Genomic DNA, 24,167 nt, shown 5'->3' with positions numbered 1-24,167 from the left:
CTGTCTTCGGGTCGTGCGAGGGGACTCACGCCTGCTCGGCGATCTCGCCCTCCGACCGTGCGGCCAGCGATCCCCGGTCGACCGTGATGGTCAGCGCGCTGCCGGCCGGGGCATCAGCCGCATCGCGCAGGATGACGCCTCCGTCGAGATGCGCGATCGCGTATCCCCGCGCCAGCGTGGCGGCGGGGGAGAGCGCCCGCAGCGAGGCCCGGAGCTCGCTCGTGCGGCGACCGGCGACGTCGACCTGGCGCGTGATGGTGTCGCGACCGCGGGCGAGCAGCAGCCAGAGCTCATGCGCCCGCGCGTCGATGATCGGGGCGGGCGAGCGCAGCACGGGGCGCGACCGCAGCTGCTCCAGCTGCGTGATGTCATGCGACAGCCGCTGCGTCAGGCGAGACGTCGAGCGCGAGCGCAGCTGTGCGATCAGCGCGCGCTGCTCTCCGACATCCGGCACCACGCGCTTGGCCGCATCGGTCGGGGTGGACGCGCGCAGATCCGCGACGTCGTCGAGCAGAGGGTGGTCGTTCTCGTGACCGATCGCACTCACGACAGGAGTGGATGCCGCGGCGACGGCCCGCACGAGACGCTCATCGCTGAAGCCCAGGAGGGTCTGCGGATCTCCGCCGCCGCGCGCGATGATGATCACGTCGACCTCGGGGTCGGCGTCCAGTCGAGCCAGCGCGGCCAGAGTGTCGGGCACGCATCGATCGCCCTGCACCGCCGCGTACTCGGTGCGGAAGCGCACCTGCGGCCAGCGCAGCTCGGCATTGCGGTGCACGTCCTTCTCGGCATCCGACCGCTCGCCGGTGATGAGTCCAATGACGTGGGGCAGGAACGGCAGGCGCTGTTTGCGCGCCGGATCGAACAGTCCCTCGCGGCGCAGCTGCGCGCGCAGCTTCTCGAGCCGCTCGAGCTGGTCGCCAAGTCCGACGTGCTTCATGGCCGAGACGGCGAAGCTGAAGTCGCCCGACTTCACGAAGTAGTCGGCCTTGACCGCGGCCACCACGTGATCGCCGATGCCCAGGTCCGAAGGAATGCGACCGCGCACGCTCGACCACACGCGGATCGAGATCTGGGCGTCCGACTGGGTGTCCTTCAGGCGCGCGAAGACGTTGCCGCCGCGCACGTTCCACGAGGTGATCTCGCCCTCGACCCAGACGGTGTTCCAGCGCGCGATGAAGTCGCGGATCGTGCCGTTCAGACGTGCCACCGAGGTGGGCGCGTCGGCGGTGGAGTCCCGCGGGGCGACCGCATCGGCGGGAGGGGCCTCGCCGGGGACGGTGGTGGCTTCGAAGGCTGTCATGTGCTGCGTGTCATCCTGCCTGGTGGTCGTGCGGCCGCGCCGGCGATCGCCGCCCGTGCCCAGGCCTTTCTCTGCGAACCGACGGTAGAATCGAGGAGTGACCTCGACTGTCGTTCATCTCCCCGCCCCACGCATCCCACGAGTCCGTGCGGCGTCAGGGCGGCTTCAGGATAACCCCGTCGTCGGACAGAAGCGTGTTCTGCTCGCCGCCCCGCGCGGATATTGCGCCGGCGTCGACCGGGCCGTGGTGGCCGTCGAGAAGGCGCTCGAGCGCTACGGCGCTCCCGTCTATGTGCGCAAGCAGATCGTGCACAACATCCACGTCGTCACCGAGCTCGAGGACAAGGGCGCGATCTTCGTCGAAGAGGTCGATGAGGTTCCCGAGGGAGCTCACGTGGTGTTCAGTGCCCACGGCGTCTCGCCGGCCGTCGTGAGCGCGGCATCGGACCGCGGGCTCCACGCGATCGATGCGACCTGCCCCCTGGTCACCAAGGTGCACCGCGAGGCCGTGCGGTTCGCGCGCGACGACTACGAGATCCTTCTCATCGGCCACGAGGGCCATGAAGAGGTCGAAGGCACCGCCGGCGAGGCTCCCGAGCACGTCACGATCGTCAATTCGCCCGATGAGGCCGACCTGGTGCAGGTCAAGGACCCGTCGAAGGTCGTCTGGCTCTCGCAGACCACGCTCTCGGTCGACGAGACGATGGAGACGGTCAACCGTCTGCGCACGCGCTTCCCCGATCTGCAGAACCCGCCGTCGGATGACATCTGCTACGCCACGCAGAACCGCCAGGTGGCGATCAAGAAGGTCGCGGCCGCGGCTGATCTGGTCATCGTGGTCGGCTCGTCGAACTCCTCGAACAGCGTGCGCCTCGTCGAGGTGGCACTGGAGTACGGCGCCAAGGCCGCCTATCGGGTCGACTACGCCGAAGAGGTGCAGCAGGAGTGGCTCGACGGCGTCGAGACGGTCGGCGTCACCAGCGGCGCATCAGTTCCTGAGGTGCTGGTGCGCGAGGTTCTCGCGGCTCTCGACGACGCGGGCTACCGCGACGTCGAAGAGGTCAAGACGGCGGAGGAGGACCTCATGTTCTCCCTCCCGAAGGAACTGCGCCAGGACCCCTCGGGCAAGCGCGACGACCGGGCACTCGGCGGACGGCTCTCCGGAGGAGGCGCGTAACGTTGAGCCCCGCGGAAGCGGAACCGACCCTCATCGGCTCAGTGCAACGGGCGCTGCGTCTGGTCGACATCGTCGCGAACTCGCCACGACCGCTTCCGGTCAAGATGTTGGCCGCGACCACGGGTCTCACGCCGGGCACGACATACAACCTCGTGCGAACCCTCATCCACGAGGGGTACCTGACGGCCGAGCCGGATGGCCTGGTGCTGGGTTCGAGGTTCCCGGCGTTCCAGGAGGAGACCGACTCACGCGGGGTGTTCCTCGCTCGGGTCCGCTCCGCTCTTCGCGACGTGACCGATGCCGTCGGAGCGACCGCCTACCTGTCACGGTTCGCAGACGGGGAGATGCACCTCGTCGACATCGTCGATGCCGTTCGCAATCCGCGTGTCGAGTTGTGGGTGGGTCTGCAGTCGAGTGCGCACGCGACCGCGCTCGGCAAGCAGATCCTCGCCGCGCTGCCGGGAGAGGACCGCCTGGACCATCTCTCGCGGCACCGCCTCGAGGAGCTCACGCCCAGCACGATCAGCGATCGGCGCACGCTTCTGTCTCAGCTCGAGCACGCCCCCGGCTGGGTCGTGGATCAGGAGGAGTACGCGATCGGCGCCACGTGCGTGGCGGTGCCGGTGATCGCCCCGAACATCACGGCGTCGCTGGCGATCTCTCTGCCGTCTGATCAGGCTGTGGTCGACCGGGCTCTCGTCGGACAGTTGCAGCGTGCCGCTCGCCGCCTCTCGCTGCAGCTCGGCGCCCAGTCGTTGGACGGGCCCCCGCGCCCGGGTGAGTTCACCATCTGAAGAAACGCCTCTGGTGCAGCACCCTTGCGTTTCCTATGATCAGAAGAGTAGAGGCCTGTGCAAACGGCTCTACTGGTTGACGGATGGTCCCCAGCTGTCCGTGGCTACTTGGATGAGGAGCGTCCCCAGCGCACCGAATCCGCGGCCCCGAGGAGTCCCCACTCCGCCGGGGCCGCCTTTCGTTTTCCGGCATCGTCGTCTGGGAATCGCACCGAGCGCGTGCGGTTAGCATGGCGTGATGACCGATCACCGGCCCCAGTACGGCGAACTCGCGACTCCCGAAGAGCAGCGCAGAGCCGCGGGCCTTCCGCCACTCGTCGATGAGAACGCACCGGTGGTGACGCCGCAGCCTCCCGCTCCGCCGCAGTTCCTTCCCGCGTCAGCAGAAGCCCCGCGTCGTCCGCATCCCGTCGACCGGCTCATCACGATCGCCCTCCTCGCCTACGGGCTCGTGAACGTCCTCATCACCGGGTTCTCCTACCTGGACCTCCCGCGCGTGATGAACGAGAGCATGAAGCTCCTCGGGATCGACGGGGAGTTCACGAACTTCGCTCAGGGCCGGCTGTGGGGCATGATCGCGGCGATCCTGCTCGTGGCCGGATGGGCGATCACCGCCTTCTTCTCGTTCCGTCGGCTGCGCCGCGGCAGGATCACCTGGTGGCTGCCGCTCGTGGGTGCCGTCGTGACGATCGGCGTCGTCTCGGCCTGCATCGCCGTCCCGATGTTCAACGATCCCGCGTTCGTCGCCTACCTGAATCAGATGGCGACCGGCGGCTGACACCGCTCAGACGCACGAGAAGGGGCACCCGGCTGATCAGCCGGGTGCCCCTTCTCGTATCTCTCTCAGGTCAGCTCTGCGACTGACCGTGCGAGCCGAGCTGACGCGTGGACTCGACGACGCGAGCGGCCATGGCCGTCTCGGCGACCTTGCCCCAGGCGCGGGGGTCGTACAACTTCTTGTTGCCGACCTCGCCGTCGACCTTGAGCACGCTGTCGTAGTTCTTGAACATGTAGTCGGCGATCGCGCGCGTGTAGGCGTACTGCGTGTCGGTGTCGATGTTCATCTTGATGACGCCGTTCGCGACGGCCAGGGCGATCTCGTCATCGGTCGAGCCGGAGCCGCCGTGGAAGACGAGGTCGAGAGGCTTGGCGCCCGTGTTGTACTTCGCCGCGACCTGCTGCTGGATGTCGCCGAGGAGTTCGGGACGCAGCTTGACGCCGCCGGGCTTGTAGACACCGTGCACGTTGCCGAAGGTGAGTGCGGCGATGTAGCGGCCCTGCTCGCCGAGACCGAGAGCCTGGACGGCCTGGTCGACGTCGGCGAAGGTCGTGTAGAGCGCCTCGTTCGAGCCCTCGTGGGCGACGCCGTCTTCCTCGCCGCCGACGACGCCGATCTCGACCTCGAGGATCGCGTTGATCGCCTTCATGCGGGGGAGGAGGTCCTGGGCGATCTCGATGTTCTCGGCGAGCGGGACTGCCGAGCCATCCCACATGTGCGACTGGAAGATCGGGTTGCGGCCCGCCTTGACCTCTTCTTCGGAGGCGGCGATCAGCGGCTCGACGAAGCCGGCGAGAGCGTCCTTCGGGCAGTGATCCGTGTGCAGGGCGACGGTGACCGGGTAGTTCTTGGCGACCTCGGTGGCATAGCGGGCGAAGGCGAGAGCGCCGGTCGCGCGGGCCTTGACGGTGTGGCCGGCGAAGTAGTCGGCGCCTCCGGTCGTGACCTGGATGATGCCGTCGGAGCCGGCTTCGGTGAGGCCCTGGAGGACGGAGTTGATGGTCTGCGAGCTCGAGACGTTGAATGCGGGGTACGCGAAGCCGCCGGCCTTCGCGCGGTCGAGCATTTCGGCGTACTGATCCGGGGTGGCGACGGGCATGAGAACTCCTGCGTATAGGTGAGCCGGGACAGCTGTCACTCTATCGGGGAGCGCGTGCGGATGCCGCGGCGCCAGCGGTGCCCGCCCCGATGCTCTCCTACGGAAATGTTAAGAACGGCGATTCCTACATGCTCGCGGAGGGGAAATATCGGATTCTGGCATCAGCACCTGGCTAGGCTGGCGACATGGTGAGTCTGACAGCAGATCTGAGCCCCCTTCGTCCCGACCGCAACCTCGCGATGGAGCTGGTGCGCGCCACCGAAGCCGCCGCGATCCGCGCCGTCCCCTTCATCGGACGAGGAGCGAAAGAGGCTGCCGACGGTGCTGCCGTCGACGCCATGCGCGCGTTCCTCGGAACGGTCGACTTCCAGGGGCGCGTGGTGATCGGCGAGGGCGAGAAAGACAACGCTCCCATGCTGTTCAACGGCGAGGTCGTCGGAACCGGTCGCGGTCCGCTGTGCGACATCGCGGTCGATCCCATCGACGGAACGTCTCTGACGGCCGCCGGACGCCAGAACGCTCTCTCTGTCATCGCGGTGTCGGATCGCGGCACTATGCTCGACGCCTCGACGGTCTTCTACATGGACAAGCTGGTCACCGGCCCCGCGGGCGTCGGCGTCGTCGACATCCGCCTCCCGATCGGTGAGAACATCCGCAAGCTGGCCGGCGCGCTCGACAAGCCGGTCGACGAGATCGTGGTCTCGGTGCTGAACCGTCCGCGTCACGAGCAGCTGATTCAGGAGATCCGCGACGCCGGTGCCGGCACGCGTCTCATGAGCGACGGCGACGTCGCGGGTGGCATCAACGCCGCGCGCCACGATGCCCGCACCGACATGTGCGTCGGCGTCGGCGGCAGCCCGGAGGGCATCGTCACCGCCTGCGCGATCAAGGCTCTCGGCGGCCACATCCAGGGGCGACTCTGGCCCCGTGACGACGACGAGCGTCAGCGTGGCATCGACGCAGGTCTCGACATGGACCGCGTGTATGAGGCCGATGACCTGGTGCAGGGCAACAACACGATCTTCGTGGCCACGGGCGTGACCGACGGCCAGCTCGTCGCCGGCGTTCGTCGCGAGCGTGGCTACGTGTACACCGAGAGCGTCGTGCTGCGCGGTGCCTCGGGCACGCTGCGGCGGATCGCCTCGGAGCACCTCGTCTCGAAGTGGCTCTGATCCTGTACCGAGTCTGATCCTGCGCGGCGTTTGATCCGGCTCCGGGGAGCCATCGTTACCGACCCGGTATGGCTCTCCGTCGCCCGGATCCACTCTTTCGTCCGGCCTCGTGTGACAATTGTGACTGGGTTTGTCGCCGTCGCGGGGTTCCCCAAGGCACCGCGGGCAGAGGAGGACGAACAGATGACAACGCAGCAGACGAGTGGCTCCAAGGCCGCCCCGACCAAGATCGTCACGACCAACACCGGACGAATCCTGCGCGTGAGCGCAGACGCCGAACCCGACGCCGCCGTACCCCCCGTTTCCGCGGCTCCCGCGCCGACGACCATGGATCCGGCTCGCCGGACCGACGTTCTCTTTCGCGTGCGCCGCGACGAGGGGCACGAGGTCAGCGCGTGGTGGATGGTCGGCGCTTTCGTCGCGACCAGCGGCCTCGTCATCCTGCTGCTGAGCGGCGTCCCCGGCGCGGCCTGACCCCCCTCCGGCTGCGGATCAGTCCGTAGGGGAGAGCGCGGCGTTTCGGCGGCCTTCTTCGTGGTGTGAGGAATCGCGCAGTCGTGACCGGATGTCTCCGACATCGGCCCGCAGGACCGGCGCGTCATCATGCTCGCCGATCTGCTCTGCATGGCTCCACTCCGCGTCCGACACGGTGTCTGAGCCCGCGTCGACGAGTTCGGGGGCGGTGAATCGTCGCGCAGGCGTCAACAGCGTGCGCGGGGCGGCGTCGAGCGTCGAGGAATCGATCCCCGGGAACTGGCGTGCCGTCACGAGCACGCGATTCTCGAGCGACCCGGCGAACTTGTTGTAGCTGTCGACGGTGCGCTCGAGTGCGCGGCGCAGGTCGTCTGCATGACCGGCCAATGTGCCCAGCCGGTCGTAGAGCTGCGTGCCGAGCGCCAGCAGCGCGCGGGCCTCGGTCGAGACCTCCTGCTGGGTCCACGTGTAGGCCACCGTCTTCAGCACCGCCCACAGGTTGACGGGCGAGGCGAGGGCGACCCGGCGGCTGAAGGAGTAGTCGAGCAGCGTCGGGTCCTCGTCGATCGCGGCCGCCAGCAGGGACTCGCTCGGCAGGAAGCAGATGACGAACTCCGGGCTCGCGTCGAGGCCGGTCCAGTACGCCTTCTTCGACAGGGCGTCGACGTGCGCTCTGACCGCCTTTACGTGACGCTGCATGAGGGTGCGTCGCTGCGCCTCGTGTGCACCGCCGGTGGGAAGCGCGGACGCCTCGAGATAGGCGTCGAGCGGCACCTTGGCGTCGACCGGGATCGAGGCTCCGCCCGCGAGACGGATGACCATGTCAGGACGCCCCTGACCGCGGTCCGAGGCGATCGTGGTCTGCAGATCGAAGTCGACATGCCGCGTCAGCCCGGCGGCCTCGACCACACGACGCAGTTGCGTCTCGCCCCACACTCCGCGGGTGGCCGTAGATCGCAGCGCGCCTGCGAGCGACTCGGTCGTCGCGCGCAGGGCCTCGTCCGACTCCTGCGCGCGCCGCAGTTGCTCGGTGAGACTGCCGAACTGCTCCTGCCGCTCCTGCTCGATCGCGGCGACCTTGGACTGCATCTGCTGCAGACTCTCGCGGACCGGTGCCAGAGCGGTCAGCACCGCGTTCTGCTGCTGCACTCGCAGTGCCTCGGCCCGCTGCTCGGTGCGTGAGTGCTCCACGGCATCGCGGTACAGGTCGTACTGCCGATCGCGGTCGTCGCGGGCAGCCGCAAGCTCCGCCTCGGCGCGAGCGAGAGCCGCCGCGCCTCGCCCGGCCTGCAGCAGCCAGCCCAGCACACCGCCGGAGACGAGCGCGGCGAGCACGAGAAGAACGATCAGTGGGGCATCCATGTCCTCATGGTGCCGCAGGGGTCCGACATCGCGCGGAGACCGCGCGGAGCGGCGATCAGGCGACGGCGCGTTCCGGCTGGCGGACGGGTGCCGGAGTGACCCGCAGCCCGAGTGCGGACGCGAGCTCATGCACGTCACCGGCGCCCACGCGTCGCGCCGCGTCGATCACGATCTGGGCGCAGGCGCGAGCATCCGCGAGGGCGTCGTGGTGGGAGAACTCGGCGAATCCCGCCGCTGCGGCCGCCATCGGCAGCCGGTACGAATCGAGCTGGTACGTCTTGCGCGCGACCTGCAGGCTGCACAGCGAACGGAACGGCGGGCAGTCGCCGCCGGTGGCCTCCGAGGCGCGACGCAGCACGTTGAGGTCGAAACCGGCGTTGTGGGCGACGAGCACATCGTCTCCCACGAACTCGCACAGCAGCGAGAACTGCTCGGTCCACGTCGCCGCCGAACGCACATCCGCCGCCTGGATCCCATGGATCCGCACGTTCCACTCCTGGAACTCGTCGTGACCCGCCGGAGGCTGGATCAGCCAGCCGTTCATCGCGACGACCTCGCCGTCGCGGACGCGGACGAGTCCGACGGAGCAGGCCGAGGCGGGGCTGGAATTCGCCGTCTCGAAGTCGATAGCGGTGAAGTCCAGGGGCACGTCAACCACTCTCTCCCGACGCCTCTGCGCGGCGCGGAGGACTCGCCGTAGGCTGGCGACATGGCAGATGAGCGGGCGACGTCCTTCGGTGCACAGGCTGGAAGCTACGAGCAGGGCCGACCGGAATATCCGTTCGCGGCGGTCGCCTGGATGCTGGAGTCGATGCCCGCGGGCTCCCGCCGGATCGCCGACGTTGGAGCCGGCACGGGCAAACTCACTCGTGCGCTACAGGCCGCGCCCGGCGCGGAGGTCGTGGCGATCGACCCGGATCGCGAGATGCTCGCCGCCCTGCGCGACGCAGTACCCGGTGTCCCGACATTCGTCGGCACGGCAGAGCGGATGCCGCTGCCCGATGCGAGCGTCGACGCCGTCGTGCTCGGTCAGGCATGGCACTGGGTCGATCCGTCGGCGGCCTCGGCCGAGATCGGTCGCGTCGTGCGGTCCGGGGGAGTGCTCGGACTGATCTGGAATATCCGAGACGAGCGACAGGAGTGGGTGCGCCGGCTGACCGAGATCATGCACGGCAGCGCGGCGGAGGAGATGCTGGCGGCAGGGGATCCGCAGGTGTTCGCGCCGTTCGGAGTGCTCGAGCAGGAGCTGTGGGAATGGGTGCGCCCGATCACCCGTGCGCAGTTGCACAGCATGGCGGCGTCGCGGAGCTTCGTGATCACGGCATCCGGGGACGAGAGAGCACGGATCCGTCGCGAGATGGACGCCCTGTTCGATGAGCTCGGGCTCGAGGGAGATGCAGCGATCGACCTGCCGTACGTGACGCGGGCCTTCCGCACCGTACGCGACTGAGAGCCCTCTCCGCGTCGGCGGTGGCGGCGACCGGTAGACTCGTGCCCCGTGGCTCTCACTATCGGCATCGTCGGCCTGCCCAACGTCGGCAAGTCCACCCTCTTCAACGCACTCACAAAGAACGACGTGCTCGCGGCGAACTATCCGTTCGCGACGATCGAGCCGAACGTCGGCGTGGTGAACCTGCCCGATCCTCGGCTCGACACGCTCGCCGAGATCTTCGGCAGCGAGCGCATCCTGCCCGCTGCGGTGTCGTTCGTCGACATCGCCGGCATCGTGCGTGGCGCGAGCGAGGGGGAGGGGCTCGGCAACAAGTTCCTCGCCAACATCCGCGAGGCCGACGCTATCGCCCAGGTCGTCCGCGGATTCGCCGATGACGACGTCGTGCACGTGGACGGTGCGGTGAACCCGGCATCCGACATGGAGACGATCAACGCCGAGCTCATGCTCGCTGATCTCGAGACCGTCGACAAGGCGATCACGCGCTACGAGAAGGAAGTACGCGGCAAGAAGATCGAGCCCGTCGTCCTCGAGACCGCGAAAGAGGCGAAGGATGCGCTCGAGCGCGGCGTGCTGCTCTCGGTCGCAGGTATCGACCTGACACCGATCCGCGAGCTCGGGCTGCTCACCGCCAAGCCGGTCATCTTCGTCTTCAACGTCGACGAGGCTGTGCTGACCGATGACGCACGCAAGGCGGAGCTCGCCGCTCTCGTCGCACCCGCGAAGGCCATCTTCCTCGACGCGAAGATCGAGTCCGAGCTCATCGACCTCGACCCGGAGGATGCGGCGGAGCTGCTGGCCTCCACGGGGCAGGACGAGTCGGGTCTCGACCAGCTGGCGCGCATCGGCTTCGCCACGCTCGGACTGCAGACGTACCTGACCGCGGGACCGAAGGAAGCGCGTGCGTGGACGATCCCTCAGGGGTCGAAGGCGCCGCAGGCCGCCGGGGTCATACACACGGACTTCGAGAAGGGCTTCATCAAGGCGGAGATCGTCTCGTTCGATGACCTCGTCGAGACCGGCTCGGTCGTCGAGGCCCGCGCGAAGGGCAAGGCGCGTCTCGAGGGCAAGGACTACGTCATGCAGGATGGCGACGTGGTGGAGTTTCGTATCGGAAACACATCTGGCGGATCGAAGTAACACGGCGACGCCGCGTACAAGGGGGACCATGTCAATGAGGACGAACGGTGAGCCGGATACGGCAGTCAAGCGGGGAGCGCAAAGCGAATCGCCGACGCACCTGCTGAAGCAACTCAAGCTGCCGTCGAGGTACGAGTCGCTTGTAGCAGTTGTAGGAAGTGACGTTGCTCGGCTCCTCGTCGAGCCCAGCGATGAGACCCTGGCGATCTTCCGCCGGGCGGCTTTGCACATTGGCAGTCGCGGTCGCGGTTTGTTTCTACCGGTCTACGCGGAGTCTGGAACCGGCAAGACAACACTGGTGAGCAACTTGTCGGGCTGGATTCCTGGCGAGTACTGCCCCACGGCGAGACTCGCGGGTGGAGAGGTCTCCGCCGCCCGTCTTCGACAGGCCGTCGCGTCGGTGGTGCAAGAGCATCATCTAGCCGCGAACGACAAGAGGGTCCTGGTCGTTAACGTCGATGACCGTGAAAGCGATCCTCCCACCGATAAGGAACTCTCACAGATCAAGTCGTTCGTGCGTGAGGCTGGCCAGGGCGAGGCGGGCCTTGGAGCGCGCACGCTAGTCGTCTGGCCCGAAACCTCCCGCGTGAACGCCGAAGCGATGTCGGCGGCGTACGTGCAGCGGGCGGGAAAATCACCAGTCACTATCCCGGCGGAAGTAGCTGGCCCCGCCCGGGAAACTTGGGCTGGCTTGGCCTTAGCTACTCTGAAGCTAGTCAACTCGGTTGATCATCTTGAGGCACTAGGTGTCGATCCAGACGCATACGACAAAGATGCCTTCCCGACGGTGGGTGACTTCCTCGACGAGATCAGCAACGACTTCGTTGACTTGCTTGACAAGCTCCTGGAGTCCACTCGTAAGCCGGTTCGGCTCGTAGTAGTGTTCGCAAGCGCCAGCGGTAAAGCTGGAGTTCTCAGCGAGTTGTCAAGCGGTTACCGGTACGGACTGGTGGATGCGGACAAGCTGGTTGCCGCCACACCCGGAAGCGTGATCGGCAAGTGGTGGGCGGCTCGCATGGGCTTGCTCGTGCAATCCATCGTTCGTCTAGATGCACGCGTAACCTTCGTGGGCCCATCCCTGTCTGTCCCCGTGGTGAACCGGTTCGGGACGGATGAGGCGAAGGAGGTATTCAAAGACCTCGGTATCGCTCCGAAGCCACCTAGTGAGATCTCGACCTACTTCGAACGGTCAGACCTTGGGCGACTGCTCCATGGGACATCATCTGCGACTTCTGAGATTCGGGGCAACCCTGCTGCCGATGCCGCCGTAGCCTTTCGTCAGCTAGCCGCAGATGTTGGGTTTGGCTCGGGCCAAGACAAGAAGCTGAATCGTGCCTTCGGAGACTTCTTGACGCAAGCTCAGTCGTCGTTGGGGGATGTCGTCGTCGAGAAAAAAGGCTGATGGGATTCCGCTCATTCCCGACGTTAGCCTCGGTACGGACGAGCACGTCACATGCGTCGAGTTCCACTGGCGGTCGGGGGAGTACTTGGTGTCAGCGAACCGTTCCGCCATCGCGCAGTACATCCTGACCAAGCTCAAGTCCTATGCAACTGAACTTGGATGGGTGGCATCGCCGTGAGGCGTACCTGTGAGGGCGGGAAGGACGGCGCGTGGTGGAGTTCCGTATCGGAAACACATCTGGCGGGTCGAAGTAGTCCTCGATGAGCAGACATGGCCTGTCGGATCTGAAGGTGAAGGACTTGCTCCAGCTGGATGCCGCGGTTGTAGCTGAGCTTCGCCATCGTGGCCTGGTGCGTACTAACAACAAACCGCTGGGTGACATCGCCGAACAAGTCGTTTTGAAGGCTCGGGGCGGATACCTCGAACCAAACTCCGCGAAGTCCCATGATGTCGTCGATCCAGCGGGCCGCCGACTTCAAGTAAAGGCGATGGGAGGCAGGGCGGTCGGACGATCAGCGAAGTTCAGCTCGTTCCGAAGTTTTGACTTCGACGCAGCCGTGTTCTTGGTTTTTGAGGCGTGCACTTTCGACCTCGTGCTCGCCCGGGAGGTCACGGCGAACGACGTCGAAGTCGTGTCTGGATATAGTGCACACACCAACGGGCGACAACCGACGTTGCGACAAGTCGAGAAGTTGGGTGTTGATGTGGCGCAGGAGATGAGGCGTGCATACGAGGCGCTGGACGGCGACGCGGTGGAGATCCGTATCGGAAACGCACCTGGCGGATCGAAGTAGATGGCTGAGCAGAACGGTGAGCTCTCTGAAGAGATACTTTCCTACTTGATCCCGGAGAACTTCTCAGACCTCTCCAGTTCGCAGCAGATCGCACAAGCTAAGTCTCTGTTGAACCGGCTCGAGGCGGCGGTGGCTGAGCAAACGACAAGACCCGATCCGGCGCGGGGAAAGTTGGATCGTAAGACCGTTTCCCCGGAGCTGCCGCAACTCATTGGCGAGGTGGTCATTGCTGCGGCTTGGGCGGAGGACGCTGCCGGAACCTTGCTACAAGCCTTGGCTGGCAGCTGGGAGGTCCGGGCAACAGGCTACGACGACACGAGTTCAAGCCTCTTGAGGGCACTCAAGACAGTTGTCTCGAAGGAGTTGATCGAGCGTCTGGACACTGCGCTGAAGCTACGCCATTTCGTGGTGCATGGGTTCTTCGTTGACGGAAGTTTCGTGAAGCATCCGACTTCCGGCAAGACCTACGACTTCGTATCAATGAAGCGAAGCTGGCGCACTGACGCACCGGAACGAGAGGTGAAAGCGTTCACCGCGGGTGCTCTTCGTTGGCTCGCCCAAGAGTTCTGGGAAATCGAAGATGAGCTTGAGACTCTCCACAGCGAGACTTTGCTTGGAAGTGAAGGTAGCAACGATGCTTGATCAAGCCGCTACGAATGTTGGATTCCACGGGGCGGACGTGAAGCCATGAGCGGCGAACGTAAAGCGCCCAGCCAACGTGTTGAACTCGTCGATGACGTCCGGAAGAACGTGGCACGGAAGGCGATGTACGTCTGCTCGAATCCCGCATGCTTGCGGGTCACCGGTTTCCTCGCCGAGAAGGGGCGGCCACGGGCAATCGCTCAGGCGGCTCACATCCTTCCAGCCTCGCAATGTGGTCCACGCAGGGATAATGAGGTTCAGTTGCCCGGTGGGGCGAAGCTCTCGTGAGGTGATCGGTGGAGGATTCTCCTACCGCGCGTTCTCGGTCAGCGCTGATCCGCGCGCCATCGAGGACTACTACCGTGCAGCCGCTCGCGTGCTGAGCCCGGCGCTGTGTGCTTCTTACGTTGATCATCTAGTCGGGCCGGATGAAGACGAGGATGACCTCCTCGAAGCGAACATCGCCGTTGCCGCGCTTGGGCGCGTGCCGGAGATCGCTCAGGCCGTGGAGCAGGAGGCCGATGCTCAGTCCCGTGAATGGCTCACGCGCTCGCGCGTCGCTCGTAAGGGACTGAGCGATGAACGCCAGGCCGAGTATGACGGGCTGGAGTCGATGTCCACCACCCCCGAACCGATCGACCTCACAGTCCCGAGGAACGGCCAGGCCGATACCAAAGTGCGCCACCCGCACGGCACCGAGAAGTCCCTGCCGACCCGCGAGATGCACCTGCTGGCATCGGAGGACGGGACGGTCCCGATCACGCTGAATGAGTGGGAACGCAAGGTCCTCGACTCTGAAGCCGCGCAACCCGGCTTCCAGGGGTGGTACCGCAACCCCGACCGCGCCGCGAAGGAGTCCCTCGCCGTGGCCTTCAAGGATGAGGTGGGGGACTGGGAGGCGTTGCGCCCAGATTTCCTCTTCTTCGGCACCAACCACGACGGCAGCACTGTCGTGGACCTCGTAGACCCGCACCGCCATCACCTTTCGGATGCATTGCCGAAATTGCGTGGCCTCGCCCACTTCGCCGAGCGCTTTGCGAACGACTTCCGCCGGATCGAGTCTGTGGCCGAGACAGGTGGTGTACTGCGCGTGCTCGACCTGACCACTCCTCGCGTGCGTGAAGCGATCTTCGATGCCCAGAGCGCCAAAGCGCTCTACGAGTCGGATCTGGCCGGTGACTACTGACTGGCCTAATCCCGCAACCTGACCGTCGCCACGGCGCGGATCGAACGCCGCGGCGCAGGGTGTCCTCGACAACGGGATCGATCTGAACCACCACTACAAGCGGCGATGCGGCTCGCGGACGTGACGCGTGAGCGTCTTTGCGCTGAAGAGGCCAACGAAGACTGTCAGTGCGGACGCGGTAAGGGTGGCCTGTGACACAATTCGCGTATGGGGCGGATTGAAGTAAAGGCAGCGGCGGACCACCTTGATCGGTTCATCACATCACCCCGAGCAGGGCTGCTCGAACTCGTGTGGAATGCGCTTGACGCGGATGCCGACGAGGTACACATCGAGAAGACAGAAGGCGGCATCGGCGGCATCGCCGCACTGACCATCTCCGACACTGGTGTGGGTGTAAGCGCGGACCGCGCCGAACATGAGTTTGGCGCGCTCGGCGGTTCGTGGAAGCGGCTGACGCAGACCACGGAGAAGGGGCGGGCTCTCCACGGTCGCCTTGGCGGAGGCAGGTTCGCTGCGTACGGCATCGGTGAAGACGTCAAGTGGGAGTCGGTGAATGATGCGACCGCTGGACGCAAGAAGGTCACCATTCGGGGATCCCGTGGTACTGCCCACGAGTTCGATGTGGCGAGCGAAGATTCAGACGCGACCGACACTGGGACGGTCGTCACCGTCGCCTCCCTGACCGACGCCGCAGTGAAGTATCTTGACTCTGATCGCCCGCTCGAAGATCTCACCAAGGCTCTCGCTGTGTACATCACGCAGTACCAGCCGAAGGTCTTCATCCACGACCGCGAGATTCGCCCAGAAGACCTGATCGAGTCGCAGACCCCGCTCGCAATCGAAGTGGAGATCGACGGATCGAAGGTGTCGATACCGATGTCGATCATCGAATGGTCGGTGAACTACGACCGCGGACTGTACCTGTGCGATGAACGGGGTGTGGCGCTCCATGAGATGAAGCCGGGCATCCAAGCGCCGGGACACCATTTCTCTGCGTACGTGAAGTGGGCCGGTTTCTCGGAGCGGGCTCATGACCTGTTGCTGGAGGGCTCGACTGGAGAGCCGGTGTCATCCATCATCGATGCGGCCCAAGAGGCACTGCGGAAGCATTTCAAGACGCGGCGCGACGAGCGCTACAGCAGGATGATCGAATCTTGGAAGGCGGAGAAGTCGTACCCGTTCTCTGATGGTGACGCTGGCGTCGTAGACACGGCCACTCGAGAGCTGTTTGACATCGTCGCCATCGCGGCAGCGCCCGCAGTGGAGAAGACTGACCTCGCCTCCAGGAAGCTCTCTCTTCGACTCCTCAAAGAGGCAGTTGAGAACAGCCCAGACACGGTGACCGCCCTTCTCGAAGAGGTCGTCAACCTCTCCCACCAAGATGCCGCGGACCTGAAAGCGCTAATCGAGAAGACGTCCCTCACTGGAGTGATCTCGTCCGCCAAGACCATCTCGGACCGCCTGGAGTTTCTTTCCTCTCTTGAAGCGATCATCAATGAGCCCGACCTGAAGAAGGTGGTCAAGGAGCGCTCGCAACTCCACCGAATCCTCGCGAACGAGACCTGGGTCTTCCGCGAGGAGTACGCACTAGTGGGGGACGATCAGACGCTTCGGACAGTACTGCGGAACAACCTCGACGTCCTCGGCAGCGAGGTGGCCACGGTCGAGAGTGTTGATGCGACGGAGATTACTGATCCGGATGGGCATGTCCGAGTGATCGACCTGATGCTGAGCGCGGTGATCCAGTCACGCCAGAAGGAGCGAGAGCACATCGTGATCGAGCTCAAAAGGCCGAGCCAGCACATCGGGCAGAAGGAGATCCAGCAGATCGAGAACTACGCCGAGACCGTCGCTGCTGATGGCCGATTCGCGGAGACCGACACGAGCTGGCAGTTCTGGATTGTGGGGGATCAGATCGCCCCCAACGCTAAACTCCGAACGCGTCAGACGAACCGAGAACCGGGCGTGACCCTCCAGAGCGACTCGCCTCGTCTCGTTGTGCGGGCAGTCACTTGGGCTCAGGTCATCCGCGACGCGAAGCATCGACTTCAGTTTGTCCGCGAGACTCTCGGATACGACCCCTCGACGGAGGCGGGCCTGGAGTATCTGAAGGTCAAGCACGCGGAGTACTTGCCCGACGTGCTGAAGGTCTCGGATGCCGAGGCGAAGACCGAGGCCGCGAGCGGTGGCGAGCGCGCAGACGAAGGCGCGAACTCGGAACCGCCTCTGTACTCCGAGGGCGACACTGCACAAGACGACGACCCCGAAACGGCTCTCTAGGAACCTCATGCCCATCGATGTAGAAAAGCTCGGACTCCTGCGCTCGATTGCCGATGCCCTTTCTGAGAGAGAGTTTGGCGAGGTGAATCTGCTGCTCCACGAAGCGGGCATCGAGGAGGTGCTCTGGGGCGCGTGGGACGACGACCACTACGAGGTGACGAACGCAGATCGCGCCAGAGCCGTGCTCGCTCTGATTCGAGATTTACCGCGCGAACAAGTGGATGAACTTGCGCTCGCTGTTCGACAACTCTTCGAAGTGTCGATAGAGGTTCAAGCAGAGGAGGAGGTCGCGCCTCTCTTCCTCTTCGCTTCCCATCTTGTGTCTCAGAAAGCTCTTGTTGGTGACGTCAGAGAGCACCTTGACGGCTGGGGAATCAAGCTATTCGTCGCACACGATTCCATCGAGCCCGACCAGGAGTGGCACTCCGAGATTGAGCGGGCGCTGCGCACCGCTGACGCGGGTGTCGTGTTCCTCTTCCCCAATTTCATCAACAGTCGTTGGTGCGATCAGGAGGTCGGCTGGCTGCTTGGTCGCGAGGTGCCCTGTTACGCCTTGAAGTTTCAGGGGGAGGACCCCTACGGCCCCCTGGGTAAGAAGCAGGCATACACCGTTAGGGATGGGATGACTGCTGAGCAGGTGGGAGATGCAATCCTCGATTGGCTTGCCACGAAGCCCGTGTTAACCTCGCGGTTGAACGCCTCGTTGGTGGACGCTCTGAAGTCCTCGTGGAGCTTCAATCGCACTGATCGCGTGTGGGAGCGCCTGCACGCTGCAACCGATCTGGGTGCGGCAGAAGTGGCAGGGCTGCTTACGGCAATTCGGGATAACGACCAGGTCTACAACGCGAGCGGAGGAATCCGCGACGGCGACACCGGGAGGTATGCCGAGCTGGTGTTCAAGCTCGCAGTGGCACAGCCCGGCTTTGAGGCGAACGCTGACCTTGCACGAGAGGTATCCCGAGCACGAGGTCTTGACGATCTACTCCCGGCTACATAGCCCGGGGCGCGGCGTCTTGACCGTTTCGCTCGCGACGAACGGGGACACAGAGACCTCCTTTCTGAGAGCCCCGTCGCGCAGAAGGTGATCGACGATCCACCCGCACTACGCAGCCTGCACCGTGATCGTTGGCGCTATGGTGACGCGCTAGTGGGACCGCTAGTCCGCGAGGGCTCGGTACACCGATGCGCGGCTGATGCCGGTGAGCTTTACGATCTCGGCAACCGTGCGGCCCTTGGCTTTGTGCTGACGGACCTTCTTGATGTTCTCGGCGGTCATGGCGGTGATCGGTCTGCCCGCGATCTGCTCGCCGTCCTTCGCGCGAGCCGCACGAGCTACACGAGCCTCCGCAACGCGCTCGGCGTTCATCGAGCGCTCCCACTCGGCTACGTGCGTCATCACAGCCCGCACGAGCTTGCCGGTCGGGCCGGTGAAATCTTCACCCGGCTTCAGGCTCTTGACGACGATGTCGCGCTCTTCTAGGTCGGCCAGGGTGGATAACACATGGAGCGCGGATCGGCCCAGCCGATCCATGCTCGCGACAGTGATTGTGTCGCCGGGCCGGACTCGGGAGAGGAGGTCATCCAGGCCCGGGCGAGACTGACGTGCGCCGCTGATCTTGTCCTGGAAGATGTCGGCACCGTCGATGCCCGCTTCGGTCAGGCGGTCGAGTTGACGGTCGTTCGTCTGCGAGGTCGTCGAGACGCGGGCGTATCCGAAGCTCTTCGAGATTGTCATGTCTCAACTGTAAACCGCACGGGGTATCTGAGACAAGTAGCAGAGACAGTTTTCGGTCAGTTTTCTGAGCTGGTCTGAGGCATTCCATGGCCGTGGTTCGAATCGTCTCGAATCCTTGGCTTTGAGACGGCGTCGCGCATCCCGTTCCAGCATCCGCGGTGACGTCGATAGGCGCTAGTAATCTGAGCGCATGGGGCAACTTGACGAGATCATCATCGGCGCGACGGACGATTCCGTGACGACCTCTAATCTGCTCCGTCGAGTACAGATCGTCGCGCATCATCTCGGGGCCGATGAGATCAAAGCGTGGGCCGCTCGGGAGCTTCGTGGCTACGACCACAAGGATGTGTTGCCCGAGTACCGGTCGTCGATCAGGACGTCAGTTCTCGGACAATGGATGACCCTGTCATGGCAGGTGAAGGAACACCTCAGTGTCGGGGACCTGCCGGACGACTTTCGGGACCTCGGTTTCAGGGCTGACCTTCGGCAGAGCCTTGCCGAACTAGAGCAACTTTCAGGCGGCGACAATGATGCGATGATCCCGTGGCCCGGTCACCTCGTGGTCGCCTATATGCAGGCCGCAAAGCGAGGGCTAGTTACGACCTACGAAGATGCGAGTCTGGTGAACGCGCATCAGATCCTGACGAGAGGGGTGCTGCTAGGCGTGATCGACGGGGTCAGGAACACCGCCCTCGACTTTGCCCTCGTGCTACAAACCGCGAATCCCGACGCGGGCTCCGTCAACGGCCCAACCATCTCTGATGCTCCCGTCGCGCAAGCGGTCTGGCATGTCACGAACAACATCTACGGCGACGGAGCGCAGCTTGCCCACGGAGAGAACATCCGCCAGCGGTCCAAGATCGTCAAGGGAGACCTTGCTGGGCTGCTTCGAGCGGCTGAGGAAGCTGGCCTCGATACAGAAGGGCGGGATGAACTAGCTCGAACAGTCCTCTCCGACGAGGCGAGCCGCCCGAGCAGAGTCAAAACCTTCTTGACGAAGGTGGGAGACGGGGCCTTCGCCATCGGCACCGGAATGACCGCAGATGTGGCGGCGACGCAGCTCTCCGAACTGATCTCCTCCTACCTCGGTTGAGCCATGCGAAGCTGGGATTTTTGGGTTGAAGAAGAGGTCCACGACGCCTGGGGAGTCGAATCCACCACCACGCTCACCTCCCTGAACGAGGAGTTGCTGGAATCCATCCTCGCTGGACCAATCCCGGGCCATTCAGACATCGAGGTTGCCGTGGCGCTCGCTCGGTTCGCTCACGAGGAGTTCGAAGGCTGCGGAACTCACGGGAACCAAGACCTTTCCCAGGACGGGTCTGTGCTAGTTTTTCGCGCCCTGAAGAGCGTGCTTCGCCGACTGGGCGTCGGCACCTTCGATCCTCCCTACCGCGACTTCAACTCGTTCACCAAATACTGGAAAACTCAGGGCGCAAGCGGAAGCTGGCAGGCCCGCCGCGATCTCCTGGACGCCGACTTCGAGCCGCTACACAAACTGCTGGACGAACGCGAGGCGGGGTCCATCGAATCAAACCTCGCCACTGCGATCTCGCCGCACAAGGTGACTGGCTGGCCACGGGTAGACGAGGAGCTGTCCGAACTGCGCAGACACTTCGAGGCAGCGTCCACCAGACAGGACTACTCGAACGTCGGCAACGACGTCGTCGCCGTCCTGGAGGCTCTCAGCGCCACGGTCTACGATCATGCGCTTCACGGGAACGCCGACGAGCCAGAGCCGCCCGTCGCCAATACGAAGACCCGCTTAGATCGCTACATCGAGGTGGCCTTACCCGGTAGGACAAATGCGGAACTCCGCAAACTTGCGCGCGCTTCGGTTGAACTCGCCCAGGCAGTCAAACATCGACGTGAGACCGTGACGAGGCTGGAAGCCGGATTGGCCGCTGACGCCATCATTCTCCTGAGCAACATGCTCCGCCGGATTCAGGTATGAGGCTGGCCCATCTGCCCAGCGCTGTTCGATGTCTTGCGTGCAACAGCGGCTGCGAACGAGTCAACATCGCGCGGGCAAGCACGCGGGAGTTGAAGGTCGCGTCCGGTCGCTGTATTCCGTGGTCGTGGCAAACCGAGCTTGGATTGTAGACACCGTGCTGCGGCCCGCTCCGAGTCGGCCGGTACCGTTGATGGACAGCTCAGGGGCGTGATGCTCACGTCGTCGCCGCCGCACGGATCGCCGCCCGGATCTCCTCATGGACCGTGCTGCGCGAGATCGAGAAATGCTCTGCGATGGCGTGATGAGTCCAACCGGCTCGCCACATCTCGATCAACTCCGTTTCCTGTCCGACGGTGAGACGGCGGCGACCACGAGACGTCTCGACTCCCTCGCGTCTGAGGATCGCGTGCAGGGTGCGAGGAGAGACACCGAAGACGGCAGCGATTGCGGCGACCCCGTAGCCCGCCTGACGAAGGGTCGCCACCATGCTCTCCCGCTCTGGAGTCAGCGTCCGAGGCTTGCCGGGGCCGCGTGCGGTAGTCATTCGTCGATCCCGAAGAGGGCGATTGCGTGTGAGCGCTGCATGCTCGTCATCGGAGCCTCTACGACACGACCGTCGTTCTCGATCAGTCGATGGACGGTGCCCTGCCTCGTCAACACCAAGGTGTGATCCTCCAGCACCAACACGTTGGCATCGAGAGGCACGCCATGCGTCATCAGCTCTCCAACGCCGACGATACGGATGCCGTTGACCGAGGGCTCCGCGAAGGCGCTCATCGTCGGCTCCCTGGGAACCGCCACGTCACGATGTCCGAGACGAGGTCGGCGGAGACCCCGTGTAGCTCACGAAGCTCTCCGTCAGCGCTGAGCGTCAGGACGTGCAAACGCTTCTCGGAGTCAACCACGTACAGTGTGTCCTTCCCCTTCGACGAGCTGAAGGCGATAATCCAGTCCGAGGGGAGGCGCACTCGCGTACCGTCGATGAACACGGAGATCGTGGTGGTGGATGCCGGTACACGCGGAGGCTCTCCCAGAGTTACGCCTTGCATGTTGGACAGATGCGCCTGCATCCGCGGGGTCGGCTTCCGCGGCGGAAAGGACATCGTTCGTACCTGTGGCGCGTCCCAGCCGTCCGAGGGTGGCTGAAGGGCCTCCCGAGGCTGCGGTCTGGGGTTGAGGCCGGAGCTTCGGAAGGGGTGGATGATGCGAGCGTGTGACGATTTCATGTCTGCTCCAAGAGGGCGATGAGGGACGGTACCGTGCGCCAAGATCTCCGTGAGGTGACCTACCGGCGCGCGGTAGTCACGGTGTCGGTGAAGCCGTGATCGCGGCAAAGGCGGAAAGGGTCATGCACACCAAGCTCTCGCCGAGAGGGCGCTCGCGGCGGTGCTGCACGAGAGCGACGAGCTGATCGTCATCTGCCTTGGCGTGCGCGCTGTCGAGGTCGCCGCCGATCCGAAAGGTTGGCCTGCTGGAGGTCGAGAGGTGCCAGCCCGAGATGCCGCGTACGTCAGAAGCGCTTTCCCCAATGCCATCCGAGATCCGCCGATGCATCGGTCGGGCCTCGGCATCGTCATGACCATTGATCGCGAGGTAAAGCGCCGTGGCCGCGCGGAACCGGAGCGCGTCCGTCAGATTTCGATTTCTGCCGGTCATCATGCACCCTGGCTTGGCCCGAGGTTCGGAGTGCCCGCTGCGGCGTTCCCCGCGATGCGCGCCTCCTGTTCTTCGTAGGCCCGATCCATCTTGTACGTGGCCGTGATCGTGCTCGTGGTCGGCGGCGGCCCGTAGACGTCGTTGACGCGCTGGAGGGCGGCGGCTCGACGCTGCGGGTCAGTCTCTGCCCACGCCGCCTTCCGGGCGATCTCCCTCTGTTCTGACCACTCCGAGTCCCCGCGATCCCAGGGCTGCATTCCCGCAGGAGGTTCGCCCGGGGCGATGTGCACTCGACCCCACCGCGCAATCTGTCGATCCGGATCGTGCACCAGCGCCGTCCAGCCGGGGTTGCCATTGCGGTCCACGTCGGCGGCAACCATGTCCTCGGTCACGACGATGCGGTCGCCTTTGGTGAGAGCCAGGGCCGGAGCTCCACCCCACAGCGATGTCGTGCGCGGGAGGTGCATGCCGGTCGCCGTGGCGTGCACGACGTCACCGGCCTTCACCAGGGGCACGCCCTCCACTTCGGGGATCTGGGATACCTCGCGCGCCGCTGCGGCTTCTCGCGCTTCGCGGAGACGGCGAACCCCCACCGGCTCAGGCGCGGCTGCTCCATCCAGCTCGTCGGTCAGCTCGGCCAGTCGTGCAGCCTTGTCGATGTTGTTGGTCATGAGGGGAGCCCTTTCGTTTCTGGGTTTGAGGGAAGGTCGGCGCGCATGTCCTCTGCCATCTCGCGGAGGCCCTCAGCTTCGAGGGCATCAGCAACGAGAGAGGCCAGCTCCGGAGACTCATCGAGCGAGGTGTCGAGGGCTCTCGCGAGCTGCGAGATTTTGGTGCGGTCGGCTGCGACGCTGTCGTGGTTGATGTGGAATCGGTCGGCCAGCGAATCGAGGGCACGCCGTTCGGCTTCGCCGAGTCGGGCTCCCAACTGGGGGTTGCCAGCGGCGTACGCCGTCGCTCGGGCGGCACGAGCATCGTTAGCGATCTCTGCGAGTCGCTCCACGAGGGCGACCGGCCTAGTCTCCGGAGTTGAGGCAAGGACCTCCTGCAACGCAGGCCGAAGATGCCATTTCAGATGCCGATAGATCGAATCGCGCGAGACCTCGAACTGTCGCGCCAATTGCGCAATTGGCAGGTGCGCCACGAGACCAGCGTCGATGTCTCCGACGTGCTGGTGGCTGCACACGGTGCACGATCTGCCGTACAAGGTGACGTTGCTCTGCGGCGCGGGAGACATCTCAGCCCAACCTCCGACTGAAGATGTCGATGACCTCGCCGGAAACGGCAGGGCGGGCATTCTGAGCGGCCTCCAGCTTCTTCAAGTACTGGATGCGCTCGTCGGCGTCGGAGTAGCTCAGCTTGATCGAGTGCGTGGTCTCCGACTTGCCCAGGACTCGCTGCTCCAGGTCGAGGATGAACGACCGCTGCCGAGTCGTCGCAGGAGAGCGCCCACGGTCGAAACCCAAGAGAGCGTTCAGCTTGTCGATGGCCTGCCGAGCCTCTTCCGGCGTCGAGTTCAGGTAGGAACGGGAAGCTTCCACGGCCTGATCAGGTCGGAGCTTCCCCGTCTTGATGGCGAGATTGACGATGAGTGCAACTTGCTTGGCGGTAGCCATCGGGAGCCTCCACAGGCCTCCAGCGTGTAGCTACCCTCATCAGAGCTGACCTGATGACGACCCTCTCGGCGAACCGAGCGGTTCCGAATCCAACGGAACCAAGCCTGTACGAGATAACCATGAAACGAATAACTTCATGAACTACCTCGAACA

General features: G+C 64.7%; 26 protein-coding genes. 15 read left to right on the top strand and 11 right to left on the bottom strand.

Annotated elements, in window-relative coordinates:
• Positions 1–25 precede the first annotated feature (25 nt).
• The gene (gene xseA / locus AC2D10_RS05500; protein ID WP_484710989.1) at positions 26–1,303 is read right to left on the bottom strand and encodes an exodeoxyribonuclease VII large subunit; all 1,278 of its coding nucleotides are present in this window, start codon (positions 1,301–1,303) and stop codon (positions 26–28) included.
• A 133-nt stretch (positions 1,304–1,436) separates the two neighbouring features.
• On the opposite strand from xseA, the gene AC2D10_RS05495 reads away from it, so the two are divergent.
• From AC2D10_RS05495 to AC2D10_RS05485, 3 genes are all read left to right on the top strand, one after another.
• A complete protein-coding gene (locus AC2D10_RS05495) occupies positions 1,437–2,480 on the top strand; it encodes a 4-hydroxy-3-methylbut-2-enyl diphosphate reductase (RefSeq protein WP_484711810.1) in 1,044 nt (347 codons plus the stop codon).
• A 2-nt stretch (positions 2,481–2,482) separates the two neighbouring features.
• Entirely contained in the window at positions 2,483–3,274 is a 792-nt protein-coding gene (locus tag AC2D10_RS05490) for an IclR family transcriptional regulator (protein WP_484710987.1), read from the top strand.
• Between the two features lie 238 nt (positions 3,275–3,512).
• Positions 3,513–4,052: a DUF6264 family protein gene (locus AC2D10_RS05485; protein WP_484710984.1), complete on the top strand. Its 540-nt coding sequence runs from the start codon at positions 3,513–3,515 to the stop codon at positions 4,050–4,052.
• Between the two features lie 70 nt (positions 4,053–4,122).
• Here AC2D10_RS05485 and fbaA read toward each other — a convergent pair whose 3' ends face one another.
• Positions 4,123–5,151, bottom strand: a complete 1,029-nt coding sequence (gene fbaA, locus AC2D10_RS05480) for a class II fructose-bisphosphate aldolase (protein WP_484710982.1) — start codon at positions 5,149–5,151, stop codon at positions 4,123–4,125.
• A gap of 185 nt (positions 5,152–5,336) precedes the next feature.
• Between fbaA and glpX the strand changes: the two genes are divergently transcribed.
• Positions 5,337–6,323: a class II fructose-bisphosphatase gene (gene glpX, locus AC2D10_RS05475; protein WP_029262953.1), complete on the top strand. Its 987-nt coding sequence runs from the start codon at positions 5,337–5,339 to the stop codon at positions 6,321–6,323.
• Between the two features lie 183 nt (positions 6,324–6,506).
• Positions 6,507–6,797, top strand: a complete 291-nt coding sequence (locus AC2D10_RS05470) for a hypothetical protein (protein ID WP_484710979.1) — start codon at positions 6,507–6,509, stop codon at positions 6,795–6,797.
• An 18-nt stretch (positions 6,798–6,815) separates the two neighbouring features.
• Here the strand turns inward: AC2D10_RS05470 and AC2D10_RS05465 are convergent, their stop codons facing one another.
• Both AC2D10_RS05465 and AC2D10_RS05460 read right to left on the bottom strand, forming a co-directional pair.
• A complete protein-coding gene (locus AC2D10_RS05465; RefSeq protein WP_484710978.1) occupies positions 6,816–8,159 on the bottom strand; it encodes a DNA recombination protein RmuC in 1,344 nt (447 codons plus the stop codon).
• Positions 8,160–8,214: 55 nt separating this feature from the next.
• On the bottom strand, positions 8,215–8,808 hold the full coding sequence (locus AC2D10_RS05460) for a 3'-5' exonuclease (RefSeq protein ID WP_484710975.1): 594 nt from the start codon (positions 8,806–8,808) through the stop codon (positions 8,215–8,217).
• Between the two features lie 60 nt (positions 8,809–8,868).
• On the opposite strand from AC2D10_RS05460, the gene AC2D10_RS05455 reads away from it, so the two are divergent.
• The 8 genes from AC2D10_RS05455 to AC2D10_RS05420 all read left to right on the top strand — a co-directional run bounded on the left by AC2D10_RS05455 (position 8,869) and on the right by AC2D10_RS05420 (position 18,050).
• Positions 8,869–9,609, top strand: coding sequence for a class I SAM-dependent methyltransferase (locus AC2D10_RS05455; RefSeq protein ID WP_484710973.1), 741 nt, complete (start codon positions 8,869–8,871; stop codon positions 9,607–9,609).
• Between the two features lie 48 nt (positions 9,610–9,657).
• A complete protein-coding gene (gene ychF / locus AC2D10_RS05450; RefSeq protein WP_484710970.1) occupies positions 9,658–10,749 on the top strand; it encodes a redox-regulated ATPase YchF in 1,092 nt (363 codons plus the stop codon).
• A gap of 28 nt (positions 10,750–10,777) precedes the next feature.
• Positions 10,778–12,151 (top strand): hypothetical protein, encoded by a 1,374-nt coding sequence (locus AC2D10_RS05445; RefSeq protein WP_484710968.1) that lies wholly within the window; start codon positions 10,778–10,780, stop codon positions 12,149–12,151.
• A 260-nt stretch (positions 12,152–12,411) separates the two neighbouring features.
• On the top strand, positions 12,412–12,945 hold the full coding sequence (locus AC2D10_RS05440) for a hypothetical protein (RefSeq protein ID WP_484710966.1): 534 nt from the start codon (positions 12,412–12,414) through the stop codon (positions 12,943–12,945).
• Positions 12,946–13,587, top strand: a complete 642-nt coding sequence (locus tag AC2D10_RS05435; RefSeq protein WP_484710965.1) for a hypothetical protein — start codon at positions 12,946–12,948, stop codon at positions 13,585–13,587.
• 289 nt (positions 13,588–13,876) lie between these two features.
• Positions 13,877–14,773: a hypothetical protein gene (locus AC2D10_RS05430; RefSeq protein ID WP_484710964.1), complete on the top strand. Its 897-nt coding sequence runs from the start codon at positions 13,877–13,879 to the stop codon at positions 14,771–14,773.
• Positions 14,774–14,980: 207 nt separating this feature from the next.
• Complete coding sequence (locus tag AC2D10_RS05425) at positions 14,981–17,053, top strand: ATP-binding protein (RefSeq protein ID WP_484710963.1); 2,073 nt, start codon at positions 14,981–14,983, stop codon at positions 17,051–17,053.
• A 7-nt stretch (positions 17,054–17,060) separates the two neighbouring features.
• Positions 17,061–18,050, top strand: coding sequence for a toll/interleukin-1 receptor domain-containing protein (locus tag AC2D10_RS05420; protein ID WP_484710962.1), 990 nt, complete (start codon positions 17,061–17,063; stop codon positions 18,048–18,050).
• Between the two features lie 159 nt (positions 18,051–18,209).
• On the opposite strand, the gene AC2D10_RS05415 is transcribed toward AC2D10_RS05420, so the two are convergent.
• Positions 18,210–18,788, bottom strand: a complete 579-nt coding sequence (locus AC2D10_RS05415; protein WP_484710961.1) for a recombinase family protein — start codon at positions 18,786–18,788, stop codon at positions 18,210–18,212.
• Positions 18,789–18,978: 190 nt separating this feature from the next.
• Between AC2D10_RS05415 and AC2D10_RS05410 the strand changes: the two genes are divergently transcribed.
• A complete protein-coding gene (locus AC2D10_RS05410) occupies positions 18,979–19,881 on the top strand; it encodes an AbiTii domain-containing protein (RefSeq protein WP_484710959.1) in 903 nt (300 codons plus the stop codon).
• Positions 19,882–19,884: 3 nt separating this feature from the next.
• The gene (locus AC2D10_RS05405; RefSeq protein WP_484710958.1) at positions 19,885–20,742 is read left to right on the top strand and encodes a hypothetical protein; all 858 of its coding nucleotides are present in this window, start codon (positions 19,885–19,887) and stop codon (positions 20,740–20,742) included.
• Between the two features lie 214 nt (positions 20,743–20,956).
• Here the strand turns inward: AC2D10_RS05405 and AC2D10_RS05400 are convergent, their stop codons facing one another.
• From AC2D10_RS05400 to AC2D10_RS05375, 6 genes are all read right to left on the bottom strand, one after another.
• Positions 20,957–21,286, bottom strand: coding sequence for a helix-turn-helix domain-containing protein (locus AC2D10_RS05400; RefSeq protein ID WP_484710956.1), 330 nt, complete (start codon positions 21,284–21,286; stop codon positions 20,957–20,959).
• Positions 21,283–21,519: a hypothetical protein gene (locus AC2D10_RS05395; protein ID WP_484710955.1), complete on the bottom strand. Its 237-nt coding sequence runs from the start codon at positions 21,517–21,519 to the stop codon at positions 21,283–21,285. Before AC2D10_RS05395 ends, AC2D10_RS05400 begins: the two co-directional genes overlap by 4 nt.
• A gap of 525 nt (positions 21,520–22,044) precedes the next feature.
• A complete protein-coding gene (locus tag AC2D10_RS05390; RefSeq protein ID WP_484710954.1) occupies positions 22,045–22,401 on the bottom strand; it encodes a hypothetical protein in 357 nt (118 codons plus the stop codon).
• A complete protein-coding gene (locus tag AC2D10_RS05385; protein ID WP_484710953.1) occupies positions 22,398–23,069 on the bottom strand; it encodes a hypothetical protein in 672 nt (223 codons plus the stop codon). The genes AC2D10_RS05390 and AC2D10_RS05385 overlap by 4 nt, the downstream gene beginning before the upstream one ends.
• On the bottom strand, positions 23,066–23,635 hold the full coding sequence (locus AC2D10_RS05380) for a hypothetical protein (RefSeq protein ID WP_484710952.1): 570 nt from the start codon (positions 23,633–23,635) through the stop codon (positions 23,066–23,068). Before AC2D10_RS05380 ends, AC2D10_RS05385 begins: the two co-directional genes overlap by 4 nt.
• A gap of 1 nt (position 23,636) precedes the next feature.
• Positions 23,637–24,014, bottom strand: coding sequence for a hypothetical protein (locus AC2D10_RS05375; RefSeq protein WP_484710951.1), 378 nt, complete (start codon positions 24,012–24,014; stop codon positions 23,637–23,639).
• Positions 24,015–24,167: the final 153 nt, after the last annotated feature.

The organism is Microbacterium sp. PI-SA-G, assembly GCF_057215335.1.
This window is presented reverse-complemented; position numbering and strand designations above follow the sequence as displayed.